Origin of the sequence: Moraxella macacae 0408225 (assembly GCF_000320365.1) — a bacterium.
Taxonomy (GTDB): domain Bacteria; phylum Pseudomonadota; class Gammaproteobacteria; order Pseudomonadales; family Moraxellaceae; genus Faucicola; species Faucicola macacae.
Genome location: NZ_ANIN01000002.1, coordinates 416,316 through 433,968, shown reverse-complemented (window position 1 = coordinate 433,968; position 17,653 = coordinate 416,316). Strand labels below are relative to the sequence as shown.

The window sequence follows — 17,653 nt, the reverse complement described above, 5'->3', positions numbered from 1 at the left end:
ATTTAATAAGGTAATAGTTTAAGGTAGTGTAGTAATGCTAAACAATCCAATGATTGACAACCATTTTGACAATGATGTGGTATTTATCAAAGGTTTAAAAGTAGAAGCGGTGATCGGCGTGTATGAATGGGAGCAAAAAATCACGCAACCGCTAATTTATGACATTGAAATGTATGCCAACCAACAACAAGCGGCAGCAACAGATAAGATAGAACACGCACTCAATTATAAAACCGTGTGCGAACGCATTGCGGAGGTGAGTTTGGCGAATAAAGTGGCCTTGTTAGAACGTTTGGCAGAGCTTGTGGCACAGATGATTTTAACTGAATTTGCCACCAATAAAGTTACGGTAACCATTTATAAACCCACGGCCATCAAAGAAGCCGATAGTGTGGGTGTGAAAATTACGCGTTATGCCTGATTTATAACCAACTGATTTATAATCAACTGATTTATAACCAATCCGCTTTTCTAAAGCGATAATACAGTGTGCCACAAATTGCAAAAATTAGCCCAAGCAACACAAAATAACCATACCGCCATGACAATTCTGGCATATTGTCAAAATTCATGCCATAAATCCCTGCCATTGCGGTAGGCACAGCCAAAATACCCGCCCACGCAGCAAGTTTTCGCACCACTTCATTTTGTCCCATGGTAACCACAGCCATGTAAGTATCCATAGCAACCGACAGCATTTCATTTAGGCCGTTTACCGCATCAAGGGCTCGCAACAAATGGTCATTAACATCACGAAAGTAAGGCTTGGCTTGGCTTGGAAACGTGGGGGTTAGATCATTTTTTTTGTGATTGATAAAAAAGTTACAAATATCTTGCACAGGCAAAATTACCGCTCGCATATGCACCAGTTGTGATTTTAATTCATACAAGTTGCGTAAAGTTTGAATGTCAAAACTTTGCGAAAAAATCTCGCGTTCCTGCTCGCGCAAATACCGCCCCAGTTTTTCGGTGATTGGCAAATAGTTATCCACCACAAAGTCTAAAATTGCATGCAACACAAAAATTGGGCCAAGACGCAGTTTTTCTGGGCGACGATGACAATAATCCTGCACGCTTTCATAACTGTGCGACGCCCCTTGGCGAATGGTGATGATGTATTGTTTGCCCATAAAAATTGCTGTTGTGCCATAACGAATGGTGTTGTCGGTTAATTTTGCTGTTCTTACCACCACAAACACGCTATCACTGCCATAACTTTCTACTTTGGCACGTTGATGTTCAGCAAACGCATCTTCAATTGCCAACTCATGCAAATCAAAGGCTTCTTTTACCTCGTGAATGGTTTCAGCACTTGGATCGTGTAGACCTACCCATACAAAAACATTGTTGTTGGTAAGTTCGCGGCGCACATCATCAAGTTCAATTTCGCCAAGTTTTTCTCCGGTTTTGCGTGAATAAGCAACACAATTTGAAACTTCATTGATTCCAACAAATCGACTCTCGTCCAGTTCAGCATCTGGGTTGTATTCAGGCGGTATGTTGTTGGTTTCATCAATCGGATCACCGTCTGCGTCTTCTTCGTAATCCTCGCCATAAATATAACTGTCTTCACCATGTAAATCTAAATCCAGTTCATCATCGTGTTCTGTATCTTGAATTTGGTATATTTCTATTTTGGGTTGTGATGGTGTTTGTTCATCGCTTATTTCATCGGTTGTTGGCTTAGGGGTAATCGTTTGAGATTGGTAATCTGGGTGATTTTTTGTTAGATTTTTTGTCATAACCAAACTCGCTTAACAACAATAAAAAATACATATTCTAACAAAAAAAAGCAACTTATTCTTTAAAAAATACTAAAAAATAAAAAAATTGGCAAAAAATAAGAATGATTTTGCCAATTTTTATTGGCTGTGCTACAATAAAAAGTTGCAGTAAAAAGTAAACGCGTGTTATTTTTCATTTGTTAAGTTGTTTGTAATACAGTTGTTTGTAGTAAAATTATTTGTAATAAAATTATGGTAATAAACCATTGTGGTAAAATTATTCTCCAATGTATCACCAAAATGTATCACCAAGCCAGTTTAAGCCAATGCCAGGGGAAAACCGTGAATACGGCAACCAACCAATTAATTAATCAACAAAACCCAGATTTTCAACATCAAAACGCCAACGCATGGCTTATGCCTGATGGTGTTGAAGATCTGTTGTCGCACCAAGCACTCAAACAAGAAAACTTGCGTCATGATTTATTAACGATTTTGACGGCGTATGGTTATGAGCTTGTCAGTCCGCCTTTGATTGAATTTACCGAAAGTTTGCTCGGTCATGCCACAGAAGATCTAAAACGCCAAACTTTTAAAATTATTGATCAATTAACAGGGCGTTCTATGGGCGTGCGTGCAGATATTACCCCACAAATTGCACGCATTGATGCCAACCTACAAAACCGCAAGCTGCCTATCCAATCAACGGTTGCACGTTATTGTTATGCAGGGCATGTGGTTTATACTTTGCCAAAAGGGCTGTTTGGTTCGCGTATGCCACTACAGTTAGGAGCGGAGATTTTTGGTGCAAACGGCTTAAGTGCAGATTTGGAGATTTTAAAGTTATTGCTTGCATTGTTGGATCACAATCAATTAACCAAGCGTTGTCATTTGGACATAGGGCATGTGGCTATTTTTCAAACCTTAAGTCAATTGGCCGATTTACCGCTTTATACCAAAGAGCAACTCATTGATTTGTATAACAATAAAGCCTTGCCAGAATTGGAGGATTTTTGCCAAAAACTTGCCAAAACCTCGCCGTATGCTCAAGATTTTTATGTACTGGGTGAATTTAGCAATGATTTGGCGAAACTTGAAGAAAAACTCTCAACAACCGCCAAATCACACCCAGTTATCCGCCAAGCATTAGATGAGTTAAGTGTGTTAATTGCTCATTTACAAAATTGCAATATTGGTATTAGCGTGGATATATCGTCGTTAAAAGGCTATCATTATCACACAGGCATGGTATTTAATGTGTATGTGGCGAATGAACCGCTTCCGATCGTGCGTGGCGGACGTTATGTCAATCCGTTTGCTAAGAATTTACGTCAGGCAACGGGGTTTAGTTGTGATTTAACGCGTTGGCAACAATACATTGACAATCCTAAAAAAATGTTGACGGTTGTACCGTTTTTGGCGGATACAGATTTGTCGGATGCCCTGCTAAAACAGCGTGAACAGGCAATTGATGCCTTGCGACAACAAGGGCAAGCGGTGATTGTGGCATTATCCGAGCAAGACAACACAACATTGGCAACACATACACTTGTGTATGCAGATGGCAAGTGGCAACAAAAAGCCTTATAAAAAGCATGTTGGTTTTTCAAAGTGTGTTGTGAAAATCAAAGCGTGTTGTGAAAACATTTTGTCAAGGTATTTTTAAAACTTTATTAAAAATTTTGTTAAAACTTTATTAAAAACTTTGTTAAAAACAATTAACCAAACAAAAGGTGAATGTTATGGGAAAAAGTGTGGTTGTATTAGGCAGTCAATGGGGCGATGAAGGCAAAGGCAAAATCGTGGATTTATTGACTGAAAAAGCAGCGGCGGTAACGCGCTATCAAGGCGGACATAATGCCGGGCATACCCTTGTGGTAAACGGTAAAAAAACCGTGTTACATCTTATTCCGTCAGGGATTTTGCGTGATGGCGTAACTTGTTATATTGGCAATGGCGTGGTGCTTGCACCCGATGCATTGCTTAAAGAGATGCAAACCCTAGAAGATGCCAATGTGCCTGTGCGTGATCGTTTAAGAATCTCACCAAATTGTCCGCTGATTTTACCGCAGCACATAGCTTTGGATCAGGCTCGTGAAATGAAGCGTGGTGGCAATAAAATTGGCACAACAGGACGGGGTATTGGCCCGGCTTATGAAGACAAGGTTGCGCGTCGTGCGTTGCGTTTTGCAGATTTGCTTCGGGCGGATTTTGCAGACAAATTAAAAGACAATTTAGAATTTCATAACTTTGCTTTAACTCAATATTACGGCGTTACGGCGGTGGATTTTGCCAATACGTTACAGCTTGCCAATCAGTGGCGTGATGCATTGAAAGATTTAGTAGCAGATGTAACAGGCGATTTGGATACCATGCGTAAAGCGGGCAAAAATTTGATGTTTGAGGGTGCTCAAGGTACGTTGCTTGATGTTGACCACGGTACTTATCCTTTTGTAACCAGTTCTAATACCACGGCGGGCGGTGTGTGTACAGGCACAGGTTTGGGGCCGTTATATTTTGATTATGTGCTTGGAATTACCAAGGCTTATACCACGCGCGTAGGATCAGGGCCGTTTCCAACGGAATTGTTTGATGCAATGGGCGAACATTTAGCCAAAATTGGACAAGAGTTTGGTGCAACAACAGGGCGTCCTAGACGTTGTGGGTGGTTTGATGCAGCAATTTTACACCGTGCTGTGGTATTAAATTCATTGTCAGGCATCTGTTTAACCAAACTTGATGTGCTTGATGACTTAGAACAAATTAATATTTGTACAGGTTATGAATTGCCAAATGGTGAAGTAGTGGGGGCAAGCGATGCACAGTTTTACGACAATGTCAAACCGATTTATGAAACGGTTAGCGGTTGGCAATCAAGCACAGTGGGTGTAACTGAATTTGACAATTTGCCAAAAAACGCCCAAAAATACATCAAACGCATTGAAGAGATCATTGAGTGTCCAATTGACATCATCTCAACAGGGCCAGATCGCACTCAAACCATCGTTTTGCGCGATCCTTATGATGCTTGATTTTTGGCTTGATAAAAAAAGAACGTAAATTTTGCGTTCTTTTTTTGTGGATTTTTAATTTTGTGGGTTTTTAAAATAAATGAATTTTGGGGAAAATTATGTTAACCAATGCGGTGCTATGGGCGGTGATTGTGATGCTCATACTGTCTTTATCGCGGATTCATGTGGTGCTAAGTTTAATTATTGGAGCGGTAACAGGCGGTTTAATTGCAGGCTTGCCACTTACGGACGTTGTTGGGGCAGATGACAAGGTTATCACCACTGGAGTTTTGACGCATTTTCAAAATGGCCTAAAAGAAGGGGCTATGATAGCTTTGTCTTATGCACTTTTGGGGGCGTTTGCGGTGGCAATTTCACATTCTGGCATGCCAAAAATGCTTGCACAAAAAGTGATTTTGTCTATCAATGCCAACCAAAACAACAAATCTGCCAAATTAAAATGGCTGTTGATCAGCGGTATTTTGGCGATGAGTGTGGCAAGTCAAAATTTAATTCCGATTCACATTGCTTTTATTCCGCTGGTTGTTTCACCTTTGTTGCTTGTGTTTAATCGTTTGCAGATCGATAGGCGATTGTTGGCATGCGTGATGACTTTTGGGCTTGTCAATACGTATATGTTTTTGCCGTATGGTTTTGGTGATATTTATTTAAACCAAATTATTTTAAAAAATATCAGTGAAGCAGGGTTAAATGTAACAGGGCTTTCGGTTATGTCCGCGATGGCAATTCCTGCTTTGGGTATGATCATTGGATTGCTTGTGGCGATTTTTATCAGTTATCGTAAGCCGCGTGTGTATCGAGATCTTCACATTGCAAATGCTAACACAGATTGCGATGACTTGACAGCAAGCGATACAGAACTTTCAAACATGGGGCGTTTAAGTGATAACATCAAATACCGTACCGTGATAGCTTTAATTGCAATTGTGGTATCGTTTGTGATGAAACTTTATACCGATTCTTTGATTTTGGGGGCATTGACAGGTTTTGGCGTGTTTATGGCAACAGGCGTGGTCAAATGGTCAGAAGCCGACAGTGTATTTAATGATGGGATAAAACTTTTGGCAATGATTGGCTTTATCATGATTACCGCCCAAGGATTTGCTGAGGTGATGAATGCCACAGGACAGATACAGCCACTTGTAGATGCCAGTAGTGAAATGTTTGCAGGCTCAAAAGGCATGGCCGCGTTTGCTATGTTGTTGATTGGGCTTGTGGTTACGATGGGTATTGGTTCGTCATTTTCTACCGTACCAATTATTGCCACCATTTATGTGCCACTTTGTATCAGTATGGGTTTTTCACCGCTTGCTACAGTATCTATCATTGCAACGGCAGGGGCGTTAGGCGACGCCGGTTCGCCTGCATCGGATTCTACCCTTGGGCCAACCATGGGATTAAATGTCGATGACCAACACAATCACATCTATGACAGTGTTGTGCCAACTTTTTTACATTATAATTTGCCACTGCTGATATTTGGGTGGATCGCAGCTATGGTGCTTTAGTTGTTAAAAACTGGTTTTAAAAGCCAATTGTTTAACAATGCAACAAAATAGGTAAAATTTATCCGTTTTGTTGCATTTTATTATTTTGTTGCATTTTATTAATTGTTAAAAACATTGTGTTAAAAACCAGCGTGTTAAAAACTATTTTTCTATAATTGCCACCACGCCTTGACCGCCTGCAGCACAGATAGAAATTAACGCACGCCCACCGCCTTTTTGATCAAGCAATTTTGCTGTGCTTGCCAAAATTCGCCCGCCTGTGGCTGCAAATGGGTGTCCTGCTGCCAATGATGAACCATTCACATTTAATTTGTTGCGATCAATTGATCCCAATGCTTTGTCAAGTCCTAAGCGCTCTTTACAAAAAGTTTCATCTTCCCATGCTTTTAAAGTAGACAATACTTGACTGGCAAAGGCTTCATGAATTTCATAATAGTCAAAGTCTTGTAAAGTTAAGCCTGCACGAGCCAATATTCTTGGTACGGCGTAAGCAGGTGCCATAAGCAAACCTTCTTTTTCGCCTGTTTTGCCAATAAAATCTACCGCTGCTGTTTCTTGGTGCGTGATATATGCCAAAGGTTTTAAACCGTGAGAGGCTGCCCAGTCATCGCTTGCCAATAGTACGCAAGATGCTCCGTCAGTTAGTGGGGTTGAATTGCCTGCAGTCATGGTTGGATTGGCATTTTTTTTGCCAAATACAGGTTTTAGGCTTGCCAATTTTTCAAGCGTAACATCTGGGCGTAAGTTGTTATCACGTGTTAAACCACGAAATGGGGTGATTAAATCATCAAAAAAACCCTCATCATACGCACGAGCTAAGTTCTTATGACTGTTAAATGCCAATTCATCTTGGGCTTCGCGACTAATGCCCCATTCCAAAGCAGTAATGGCTTGATGTTCGCCCATAGACAAATGCGTGCGCGGTTCACCGTTTTGTGGGGCGTCGATTAAATCTTTTGGATTAATGGACAATAACGCTTGCAAACGCTGTTTGTTGGTTTTGGCATGATTTAATTTTAACAAGGCTTTACGCAGACCATCACCGATTCCAAGAGGTGCATCAGATATCGTATCCACACCTCCTGCAATTCCAGACTCAATCAAACCGAGTGCAATTTTATTGCCTACAGCAAACGTTGCTTGTAAACCTGTGCCACACGCTTGTGAAAGATCATACGCTGGGGTTTTTGGATCTAACGCCGTACTTAACACGCACTCACGCGTCAAATTAATATCACGGCTTAACTTAATGACCGCTCCTGCAACCACCTCGCCCAAACGCTCACCTTGTAAATCAAACCGCTCCACCAAGCCATTTAGACTGGCGGTTAACATGTCTAAGTTGCTGGCATTGGCATACGCACCATTTGAACGTGCAAAAGGAATGCGATTGCCACCCAAAATAGCGACTTTACGGAAATTGTTCATAATTTATCCTTAATATTTAATTAATCAAAAATATCAAATTTGTGATTTTTTTTGTTAAAACAACTTTTGTTAAAGCGAATTTTGTTAAAATTAGCAAATTGTTAGTTTAACACAAATTTTGGCAAAAATTTAAATCAAAGCAAATAATAACAAAATTTTATACAAAATCATACAATCAATAATTTTTGGTTTTGTTTACAGTTTAATGACAGTTTTTTAGCCAATATTTGATATAATAAAAAATTTGATATAATAAAAAATTTGTAACCAACAACTTTTACAATCAAAACCGTAATAAGGATTTTTTATGTCAGACAATTACTCAAATTTTGTTCAATCTCCCATTGGCAAAAAAGTTGCCCAAAACCTTGGTTTGCCAATGCCTACGCGTTTGGAGCGCTACAAAGACAGCCAAGCACCGATAACAGGCAACGTGATTTTTGGTGCAAGCAGTGGTGCAACATTGACCGATAGTGTGGCGAAAATTTTGGCAAATATCGATGCCAGTGCAAATGCCAATAATGTAGAGATTTTTACAGCATCATCACTTAGTGAGACTTTTGCCAAACATGCATTAACAACCCAAATACCTGTTGCAGATGGGCGTTATAAAGTGGCGATTTTTGATGCCAGTGGCATAACTGATACCGATGGCTTAAAACAAGTGTATGAGTTTTTTCACCCAATTGCTCGTGCGATTGAAAAATCAGGACGCGTGATTGTACTAGGCATTCCGCCTGATCGGTGCGAAACGATCGCAGCATCGGCCGCCCAGCGTGCGTTAGAGGGTTTTGTCAAATCGGTTGGCAAAGAATTTAAAAAAGGCATTACCAGTCAACTGATTTACGTTGACAAAGATGGTGAAGCCAATCTTGAAAGTAGTTTAAGATTTTTTACATCACCGCGTTCGGCTTATGTGTCAGGGCAAGTGGTGCGTGTTGGCAAGGGTACGGCAGTCGGTGTAAATTGGCAAAAACCGTTGGCAGGCAAAACCATGCTTGTAACAGGAGCAAGTCGCGGTATTGGTGAATCAATTGCACGCGTGTTGGCTCGTGATGGGGCGTTTGTGATTTGTTTAGATGTTGCACAACAACAAGCCGATTTACAAAAGATAGCAGGTGAAATTGGCGGAGCAACTTTAGCCCTTGATATCACCGCACCAGATGCAGGGGAAAAAATTGCTGAAGTTGCCAAAAAACGCGGTGGTTTAGATGCAATTATTCACAATGCTGGGGTAACGCGTGACAAAACCCTTGCCAAAATGGACGAAAAAATGTGGGATTTGGTGTTAAATGTTAATCTAAAAGCAGAGCAGGCAATTGACGATGTTTTGCTGAATAATCAAGTGTTTAACCAAAATGCACGCATTGTTTGTGTGTCTTCGATCAGTGGCATTGCAGGCAATTTGGGGCAAACCAATTACGCGATGAGTAAAGCAGGCGTGATAGGGCTTGTGCAAGCTACCGCCCCACGTTTAAAAAATGGCATAACCATTAACGCCGTGGCTCCAGGATTTATCGAAACAAAAATGACTGCAGTTATTCCGTTTGCGATTCGTGAGGCAGGGCGTCGCATGAATTCTATGAGTCAAGGCGGTTTGCCTGTAGATGTTGCCGAAACCATTGCGTGGCTTGCTTGTCCTGCATCAGGCGGTGTGAATGGGCAAATTGTGCGTGTTTGTGGACAAAGTTTGCTTGGTGCTTAAATGCTTGGATAAAAAATGCTTGGATAAAAATAAAAGTTTGGCTAAAATTGGGTTATAGCTTTAGCCCAATTTTTTTGCAAATTGTTTGCCAAAAATTTAGCATTGTGCGAAGTTTTATAAAAGCCGTCATAAAAAACTATAATAAATCGGGTGAATATGGTAAATTATAGCTTTAGTTTATTCAATATCCAGGCTTAAGATGAAAACTTACGAAAGAATCCGTGAATTGCGAGAAAATCATCATTGGACACAAGAAGATGTTGCCAAAAAAATTGACTTAACCCCACAAGGTTACGCCAAAATAGAACGTGGCGAAACTCGGTTGACCTTGGAGCGATTGGAACAATTTGCCGATATTTTTGATGTGGATATTGCCCAATTATTAAGCAATACCAGTCAATTTTTTTACCAAAACAATAAAGACAGTCAACACATTTACCAAAACACTCAAGTTGATGATAACTTAAAACTGTATCAATACGAAATTGAAAAACTAAAATTAAGTTTGGCATATAAAGATGAGATTATTGCCAGACTCAATGAACAGATTGTTGATTTAAGAAATTTAAATAGAGCCTTAATTAAAACCAATCAATAAACCACTAAAAACCAAGCACACTGAAAATAAATCACCCAATAAAGAGCCAACCATAAAGAGCCAACCGTGTTAATTTCGCATCGCAAACGTCTTTTTGATCTTTGGCAAATTTGTGCCAAATACCGCCTTGACACCCATTTAAACCATGATGAATTGCCTGATTTGGCCATGGTTGCACGTTTAATTGCCGCGCATCCGGCTGCTTGGTTTGCCAAACAAAATGCCAATGGCGTAAAATTGGCGTTAGAAGAAATGGGCGTGTTGTTTTTAAAACTAGGACAACTGTTATCCACGCGCCGCGATCTTGTGCCACCTGAAATTATTAAGCAATTGGTGCAATTGCAAGACCGGGTTAAGCCATTTGATGTTGCACTTGTCAAACAACAAATTGAACAACCGGTTAAAGACGGCGGTTTTGGACAATCGCTTGATGAATTGTTTGTGCGATTTGACGAAATACCACTGGCGGCAGCCTCCATTGCTCAAGTGCATACCGCGTGCTTGCACGATGGGCGTGAAGTGGTGATAAAAGTGGTGCGTCCGTACATTCGAGAGCAGATTTTAGCGGATTTTGAGTTGTTGCGTGATTTGGCAAGTTGGTTGTCTGCACGTTTAGAGCCAGCTAGGGCGATTCATATCATCGATGTGGTGGAGGATTATCGCCAGGTGATGTTAAATGAGTTGGATTTGACTCTTGAGGCGGACAATACCATACAAATGCGCAATAATTTTTTGCATTCTAGCCTGATGTATGTGCCAGAAGTGTATCGGGTGAGTAAAAATGTGATGATTATGGAGCGTATTGAGGGCGTGCCAATTTCGCAGACAGATATTTTTGATAAACTTGGTTATGATAGGGCACAGCTTGCCAAAAAAGGGCTGACGATTTTTTTTACTCAAGTGTTTCGTGATAATTTTTTTCATGCCGATATGCACCCTGGCAATGTGTTTGTTGAAACCTTGCCAATTGATGCTCCAAACAAAAATCCGCGCTACATTGCTTTGGATTGTTCTATTGTGGGTGAGCTTGGTCAAGATGATCAATTGTTGGTGGCACGCTTGTTGTTGTCGGTGATGAATAATAACTTTGTTGGGCTTGTCGATGTCATTGCGCGAGCAGGGTGGATACCGCCGAACGCGGATCGCTATGCTCTTATGCGTGATATGCGTCGCACGGTGTCGCCGATGATCAGTAAGCCGATTCATGAAATTGATTTTGCAGGCGTGTTGATGTCTATTTTGGATATTGCAAGGCGGTATCATTTGGACATTCCGCCCCAGTTAATGCTGCTGCTAAAAACCTTGGTGCATGTTGAGGGGTTGGGGCGAGATTTATACCCTGATTTGGATATTTGGTCGCTTGCCAAACCGATTTTAACCGAGTGGGTGAAACAACAGCTTGATCCGCTACAAAAAATGCAACAATTGCGTGAGCAATTACCCGAAACCTTACTAAGTTTGCATGATTTGCCAAAATTATTAGACAACGGTTTACAAAGTTTGGCAAATTTGGGCGGACATCAGGATTCACAATTACGCGAAATACAACAAATCCGTGCCGATATGCTAAAAAGTCGCCAGCAAGACTGGGTTGCTTTGGCGGGTTTTGTGGGTTCGTTGTTTATTGCCAAGCAGATAGCAACTTTTGCTGTTTGGCAAATAAGCAGTTTGCTTGCACCGCTTTTTTATATCATTGCATTGTTGTTTGTGCTATGGCGGATTTTGTTATAAATTTTGTTGTTTATGGCGGATTAAAATTCTAAAATATGGTGTTTTTCCATTAATTGCTAAATCTTTATCATCGTCTCCGTGTCTAAATTTAACAATCTCAAACTGCTCCGGACAATATTTATCCAAAAAACTAATCGGCACGCCCATTACCCCGTCATAATCACTCGGAATGGCACTCGTTACGGGCACTTCTATGGCGTTATAATTGTCATATTGTTGATAGGCATTTTTGCCTTGGATTTTTTTATTAAAGCGTAAATTATCTGACATGCTTAATAATTGCAAAGGCTGATGGCGACGGCCGTGTTCTATATTGGTAAACCACATTCCACTCGCTCTTGCCATTACTTTATTATCAACAATGCGATATGCACTTCCTGATTGTTTTTCATTAATAAAATCTTTTTCTATTGCTTTTGGAATATGAAATAAAATATCAACACCCATTGGCATTGCACCAGACCATATTCTATTTTGTTGAATTAATGGGAATACTTCTTTATAAGTAATGGCGTTTTTATTTCCAATAATGGCAAATTGTTTATCCGCTTCCACAATCCAAGCTAAAAACTCTCTAAATAAAGAAAACGGCGGATTGGTAATAATAATATCCGCTTCATCGCGTAGTTTTTTATTTCATCGCTTCTAAAATCACCATCGCCCTTTAAATATTCCCATTCCAAATCGTCTAAATCTATAACGCCATCGTTATTATTGTCTTTGGTTAAAGTAAATATTTTACCCTTTTTGGTGGATTTATTTTTGTCAAATTTAGGGCTTTGTTCTTCAAAAAGCGTGAGTTGATACGGCACATCTAATTTTTTACTTTCGTGGGCGAAACTGGTGCTAATTAACTTTTTAATCCCTAAAGCGTGAAATCTTTGGGCAAAATACCGCGTAAAATTGCTCCATTCTGGGTCATCGCAGGGCAATAAAATGGTTTTACCGCGAAATACATTTTCATCAAATTCCAAATACGCGTTCATTTCTTTTTCAATATCGTGATATTGGGTGTAGAATTCATCGTTTTTGGCTTTTTTGGCGGCGGATAGGTTTTTGTTTTTGGTTTGGTTCATAAATTTGCTTTCTTTTATAAATTTTCTTAAACAATCAAGTAGTAAAACTTAACCACCACCAACGGCTTGCACCACTTCGATAACCATATTGTCGTGTAGCGATGTGAGATTAAGCTGACTTTTTGGTATTAATTCACCATTTATCTCAACGGCAAAACGCCCATTGGTTTGCCCCATGTCATCTAAAAAAAGCAGCAGATTGTCGTGCGATGTTTGTAGGGTTTCACCGTTTAATTGCACTGTTTTTAATTGCTCTGTCTTTAATTGCTCTGTCGGCATGGTTGTTCCTTGTTTTTAAGGGTTTAACGTTTAAGTTGTAAATGTTAACTAAGTTTTAAATATTAGTTAACAGCCGCCTTTTTTCATATCTGCTTCGCTAAGCGGGTTGTTGCCTCGTGTTGGACGTGGGCAGGGTTCGCCGTAATATTGACGATCGGCAAAATAGCTTGAACGCACCATTGGATTGGCCCAAATGTTGGCAAAACCCAGTTTTTTTCCGTAAGCGGTGTAGCGATCAAACTCATCAGGGTGTACAAAACGGTCAACAGGTGCGTGGGATTTGCTTGGTTGCAAGTATTGTCCAATGGTGATTAAATCAACATCATGGGCTTTTAAATCGTCAAGCAAGGCGTAAACTTCGTCTTCGGTTTCACCCAAGCCTACCATAAAACCGCATTTGGTAACGATATCTGGGCGACGTACTTTGTAGTCTTTTAATAGTTTTAATGAGTGGTTGTAATCAGAACCTGGGCGGAAGGCTTTGTATAGACGTGGCACGGTTTCGATGTTGTGGTTAAACACATCAGGGGCGGTTTCGCTTAAAATATCCAATGCCAATTGTTCGCGCCCACGAAAATCAGGCACTAAAATTTCAATCAAACAATTTGGACTTAAGGTGCGACTTTCGGTAATCACTTCAGCAAAATGCCCGGCACCACCGTCTTTTAAATCATCGCGGTCAACAGAGGTGATGACGGCGTATTTTAATCCAAGCCCTGCTATGGTTTCGGCGGTGTGAATCGGTTCTTGTGTGTCCAGTGGATTGGGTCTACCGTGTGCCACATCACAAAACGGACAGCGACGCGTACAAATATCGCCCATAATCATAAATGTTGCTGTGCCATCACCAAAACATTGTGGTAAATTTGGGCAGGCGGCCTCTTCGCAGACGGTGTAGAGTTTTTGTTTGCGTAAGGTTTCTTTGATGCGGCCCACTTCGGCGGGGCTTGACATTTTTACGCGAATCCAGTCAGGTTTTTTTGGGGCTTCTACCGTTGGAATGATTTTAATCGGAATGCGAGCCACTTTGTCATGTCCGCGCAATTTTTCACCGATTTCAGGTTTTTTTGGGCGTTCTTTTGGCATGGGCTTAGCAGTTGGGCTTGGCGAAAAAGTTTGGACGGCTTGGGTCATTATTTTGGTGTCCTGTGTTGCGTTATGTTGATTTGGTTTTTCAAAATTAAATTAGCATATTATATCAGAAAATCAAGCTAAAATTTAGCTTTTTCATGCAAAAATATGATTGAATCGTCAATACTTGCCAATCCTGATATTAAGATTGGGTATTTTTTAAAAAAATAATGGCTATATATCAGGCGTTACAAATTTTGCATTAACTTTTTGCCTGTTTTAACGTATGATAGCCGTAAAAATTTGCCTATTTTGGCGGTTTAACGTTATTATTTTTTAGCCAAACTTAACAGTATGCAGGTATTTATTAGTTAACTAACACAGTTTATTAACCCACATAGTGTTAACCAACATAGAGAAGAGGATATGTTATGTCAATGTTAGAAGCGTATCGCAAACACGTTGAAGAGCGTGCTGCGCTTGGTGTTGTACCACAACCATTAAATGAAGAACAAGTGGCAGGACTTGTAGAATTATTAAAAAATCCGCCCAAAGGCGAAGAGGCTTATTTGCTTGATTTATTAGAAAATCGCGTGCCACCTGGCGTTGACCAAGCGGCTTATGTCAAGGCGTGTTTTTTAGCGGCAATTGTGCGTGGAGAAGCGTCATCGCCGTTGCTTGATGCCAAAAAAGCCATTGAGTTATTGGGCGAAATGCAAGGCGGTTATAACGTTGCACCGCTTGTTGATGCTTTAGATGACAAAGTCCTTGCCAAAGATGCAGGCCAAGCATTAAAGCATACGCTGTTGATGTTTGATGCGTTTCACGATGTAACCGATAAAGCAGATGCAGGCAATGAAGTTGCCAAAGATGTGATTAAATCGTGGGCGGATGCTGAATGGTTTATCAAACGCCCTGAAGTGCCAAAAAAAGCCACATACAAAACTTTTAAAGTAACTGGTGAAACCAATACCGATGATTTATCACCCGCTCAAGATGCTTGGAGTCGTCCTGACATTCCATTACATGCGTTGGCAATGCTAAAAAATACGCGCGAGGGCATCAACCCTGATCAAGATGGCGTGATAGGGCCAATGAAACAAATTGAAGAAATGAAAAAAGAGGGCATTCCACTTGCGTATGTAGGCGATGTAGTTGGTACTGGCTCTAGCCGTAAATCAGCAACCAATTCAGTATTATGGCTAATGGGTGATGACATCAAGGGCGTGCCAAATAAACGTGCAGGCGGTTTAACCCTTGGTGGTAAAATTGCACCGATTTTCTTTAATACGATGGAAGATGCAGGGGCGTTGCCAATTGAAGTGGACGTTTCTCAATTAAATATGGGTGATGTGTTTGACATTTATCCGCATGATGGCAAAATTACCAAACACAACAGCGACGAGGTGATCTCTACTTTTGAATTAAAATCACCAACTTTATTAGATGAAGTGCGTGCAGGCGGTCGAATTCCGCTTATTATTGGTCGTGGCCTGACTAATAAAGCACGTGAATATTTGGGCTTGGAAGCATCTGATGTATTTGCCAAACCAGAACAACCGGTTGACACGGGCAAAGGTTTTACATTGGCACAAAAAATCGTTGGGCGTGCGTGTGGCTTAGCAGAAGGTCAAGGCATACGTCCGGGTGCTTACTGTGAACCTAAAATGACAACCGTTGGTTCGCAAGATACCACAGGCCCTATGACGCGTGATGAATTAAAAGATTTGGCATGTTTGGGTTTTTCGGCTGATTTGGTGATGCAGTCATTTTGTCATACAGCGGCCTATCCAAAACCGATCGATGTAGAAACACAGCACACATTGCCTGATTTTATTATGAACCGTGGTGGCGTTTCGTTGCGTCCAGGTGATGGCATTATCCATTCATGGCTTAACCGAATGTTGTTGCCTGATACTGTAGGCACTGGTGGCGACAGTCATACACGTTTTCCAATGGGTATTTCATTTCCGGCAGGTTCTGGTTTGGTTGCTTTTGCAGCTGCCACGGGAGTTATGCCACTGGATATGCCCGAGTCGGTGCGTGTGCGTTTTGTTGGTGAAATGCAGCCTGGTATTACCTTGCGTGATTTGGTACACGCCATTCCGCTTCAAGCGATCAAAGAGGGTTTATTGACGGTTGAAAAAGCAGGCAAAAAAAATGTGTTTAACGGCCGTATTTTGGAGATTGAGGGTTTAGAGACTTTAACCGTTGAACAAGCCTTTGAATTGTCAGATGCATCAGCAGAGCGTAGTGCAGCAGGCTGTACCATTACCTTGTCTGAAGAGTCGGTGAAAGAATATCTAAATTCTAATATTACCCTGCTTAAATGGATGATTTCTGAAGGGTATGGTGATGCACGCACGCTTGCACGTAGAATCAAAGGCATGGAGGATTGGTTGGCAAATCCAAATCTGTTGCGCGCTGATAGCAATGCTGAATATGCAGCCGATCTTACCATTGACATGAGTGCGATTAAAGAGCCAATTTTGTGTTGTCCGAATGATCCGGACGATGCCAAAACTTTAGCCGATGTTGCAGGCGATAAGATTGATGAGGTGTTTATTGGTTCGTGTATGACTAATATTGGACATTTTCGAGCGGCTGCAAATTTACTTACCGAAGTGCCAGCGGGTAGCTTAACCACGCGTCTATGGATTGCACCGCCGACCAAAATGGACGAGCGTCAATTGATGGACGAGGGCTTGTATAACGTATTTGCTCAAGCAGGTGCGCGTACCGAAATGCCCGGTTGCTCTTTGTGTATGGGTAACCAAGCTCGCATTGCTCCAAAATCAACGGCGGTATCAACGTCAACTCGTAATTTCCCGAACCGTTTGGGTCAAGGAGCAAATGTATATTTGGCATCAGCAGAATTGGCGGCGGTGGCATCTGTGCTTGGTAAATTACCAACCAACGAAGAATATCAGCAATACGCAGGCAAACTTAACAGTATGTCAGCTGAAATTTATAAATATATGAATTTTGATCGTATGGGTGAGTACACCAAAGAAGCCGATAGAGTAGATGTGGATAAGATTAGCGTGGCACAATTGGCTTAATTGTTTGGTGGCTTAATTGCCCTTAGCTTAACGCTTAATTTAAAGCAAGGTTTATGAAAACTAAAAAACCAAGCAATTGTTTGGTTTTTTGGCAAATTTTTGCAATCATATTGTACGATCATATTGTGCAATAAATTTTAAATCGATAAAATTTTAAATAATGCTTGCAATCTGCCAAATATTGCTATACAATATCACCTTGTAACCCCATTGGTAGCTTCGCAACTTGTAGCTATGAACCCCGCCAGGACCGGAAGGTAGCAACGGTAGTAGTTTTCAAGTGTGCCGAAGATGTGCTAATGGGGTTACTTTTTGGCTAAATTTTATCCATAAGTGTTTTATCCATAAGTGTTTTATCCATAAGTGTTTTAGCCTAAACTTTAGCTTGATTTTAACACACTTGGTTTTAAAAACCTGTTTAAAAACCACCAATCATAAC

Annotated in this window: 12 protein-coding genes, 1 other RNA gene and 1 pseudogene; 9 read left to right on the top strand and 5 right to left on the bottom strand. The window is 40.8% G+C overall.

Annotated elements, in window-relative coordinates; translation table 11 throughout:
• Window positions 1-34 precede the first annotated feature (34 nt).
• Window positions 35-421, top strand: coding sequence for a dihydroneopterin aldolase (folB, locus tag MOMA_RS07465; protein WP_009501913.1), 387 nt, complete (start codon window positions 35-37; stop codon window positions 419-421).
• 31 nt (window positions 422-452) lie between these two features.
• Here the strand turns inward: folB and corA are convergent, their stop codons facing one another.
• On the bottom strand, window positions 453-1,742 hold the full coding sequence (gene corA / locus MOMA_RS07460; protein WP_009501912.1) for a magnesium/cobalt transporter CorA: 1,290 nt from the start codon (window positions 1,740-1,742) through the stop codon (window positions 453-455).
• A gap of 324 nt (window positions 1,743-2,066) precedes the next feature.
• Between corA and MOMA_RS07455 the strand changes: the two genes are divergently transcribed.
• The 3 genes from MOMA_RS07455 (at window position 2,067) to MOMA_RS07445 (ending at window position 6,264) form a co-directional block, all read left to right on the top strand.
• Window positions 2,067-3,314, top strand: a complete 1,248-nt coding sequence (locus MOMA_RS07455) for an ATP phosphoribosyltransferase regulatory subunit (RefSeq protein ID WP_227498100.1) — start codon at window positions 2,067-2,069, stop codon at window positions 3,312-3,314.
• Window positions 3,315-3,466: 152 nt separating this feature from the next.
• Window positions 3,467-4,756 (top strand): adenylosuccinate synthase, encoded by a 1,290-nt coding sequence (locus MOMA_RS07450; RefSeq protein WP_009501910.1) that lies wholly within the window; start codon window positions 3,467-3,469, stop codon window positions 4,754-4,756.
• 98 nt (window positions 4,757-4,854) lie between these two features.
• Window positions 4,855-6,264: a Na+/H+ antiporter family protein gene (locus MOMA_RS07445; protein ID WP_009501909.1), complete on the top strand. Its 1,410-nt coding sequence runs from the start codon at window positions 4,855-4,857 to the stop codon at window positions 6,262-6,264.
• 141 nt (window positions 6,265-6,405) lie between these two features.
• Here MOMA_RS07445 and MOMA_RS07440 read toward each other — a convergent pair whose 3' ends face one another.
• A complete protein-coding gene (locus MOMA_RS07440; protein ID WP_009501908.1) occupies window positions 6,406-7,692 on the bottom strand; it encodes an acetyl-CoA C-acetyltransferase in 1,287 nt (428 codons plus the stop codon).
• 307 nt (window positions 7,693-7,999) lie between these two features.
• On the opposite strand from MOMA_RS07440, the gene MOMA_RS07435 reads away from it, so the two are divergent.
• The 3 genes from MOMA_RS07435 to MOMA_RS07425 all read left to right on the top strand — a co-directional run bounded on the left by MOMA_RS07435 (window position 8,000) and on the right by MOMA_RS07425 (window position 11,726).
• Window positions 8,000-9,397, top strand: coding sequence for a 3-oxoacyl-ACP reductase (locus MOMA_RS07435; RefSeq protein ID WP_009501907.1), 1,398 nt, complete (start codon window positions 8,000-8,002; stop codon window positions 9,395-9,397).
• Window positions 9,398-9,596: 199 nt separating this feature from the next.
• Window positions 9,597-9,995 (top strand): helix-turn-helix domain-containing protein, encoded by a 399-nt coding sequence (locus MOMA_RS07430; RefSeq protein WP_009501906.1) that lies wholly within the window; start codon window positions 9,597-9,599, stop codon window positions 9,993-9,995.
• 66 nt (window positions 9,996-10,061) lie between these two features.
• Window positions 10,062-11,726: an ABC1 kinase family protein gene (locus MOMA_RS07425; RefSeq protein WP_009501905.1), complete on the top strand. Its 1,665-nt coding sequence runs from the start codon at window positions 10,062-10,064 to the stop codon at window positions 11,724-11,726.
• Here MOMA_RS07425 and MOMA_RS09730 read toward each other — a convergent pair.
• The 3 genes and pseudogenes from MOMA_RS09730 to lipA all read right to left on the bottom strand — a co-directional run bounded on the left by MOMA_RS09730 (window position 11,721) and on the right by lipA (window position 14,215).
• Window positions 11,721-12,802 (bottom strand): annotated as a pseudogene (locus tag MOMA_RS09730) (adenine-specific methyltransferase EcoRI family protein). The gene MOMA_RS07425 and the pseudogene MOMA_RS09730 overlap by 6 nt on opposite strands.
• A gap of 48 nt (window positions 12,803-12,850) precedes the next feature.
• Window positions 12,851-13,081 carry a sulfur carrier protein ThiS gene (gene thiS / locus MOMA_RS07415; protein WP_009501904.1) on the bottom strand — a complete coding sequence of 77 codons (231 nt, stop codon included), beginning with the start codon at window positions 13,079-13,081 and terminating at the stop codon, window positions 12,851-12,853.
• Window positions 13,082-13,147: 66 nt separating this feature from the next.
• Complete coding sequence (gene lipA / locus MOMA_RS07410) at window positions 13,148-14,215, bottom strand: lipoyl synthase (protein ID WP_009501903.1); 1,068 nt, start codon at window positions 14,213-14,215, stop codon at window positions 13,148-13,150.
• A 374-nt stretch (window positions 14,216-14,589) separates the two neighbouring features.
• Here lipA and acnB point away from each other — a divergent pair, with 374 nt between their 5' ends.
• Both acnB and ffs read left to right on the top strand, forming a co-directional pair.
• The gene (acnB, locus tag MOMA_RS07405; RefSeq protein WP_009501902.1) at window positions 14,590-17,214 is read left to right on the top strand and encodes a bifunctional aconitate hydratase 2/2-methylisocitrate dehydratase; all 2,625 of its coding nucleotides are present in this window, start codon (window positions 14,590-14,592) and stop codon (window positions 17,212-17,214) included.
• A gap of 208 nt (window positions 17,215-17,422) precedes the next feature.
• Window positions 17,423-17,519: signal recognition particle sRNA small type (gene ffs, locus MOMA_RS09725), an RNA gene on the top strand.
• The last annotated feature ends 134 nt before the right edge of the window (window positions 17,520-17,653 follow it).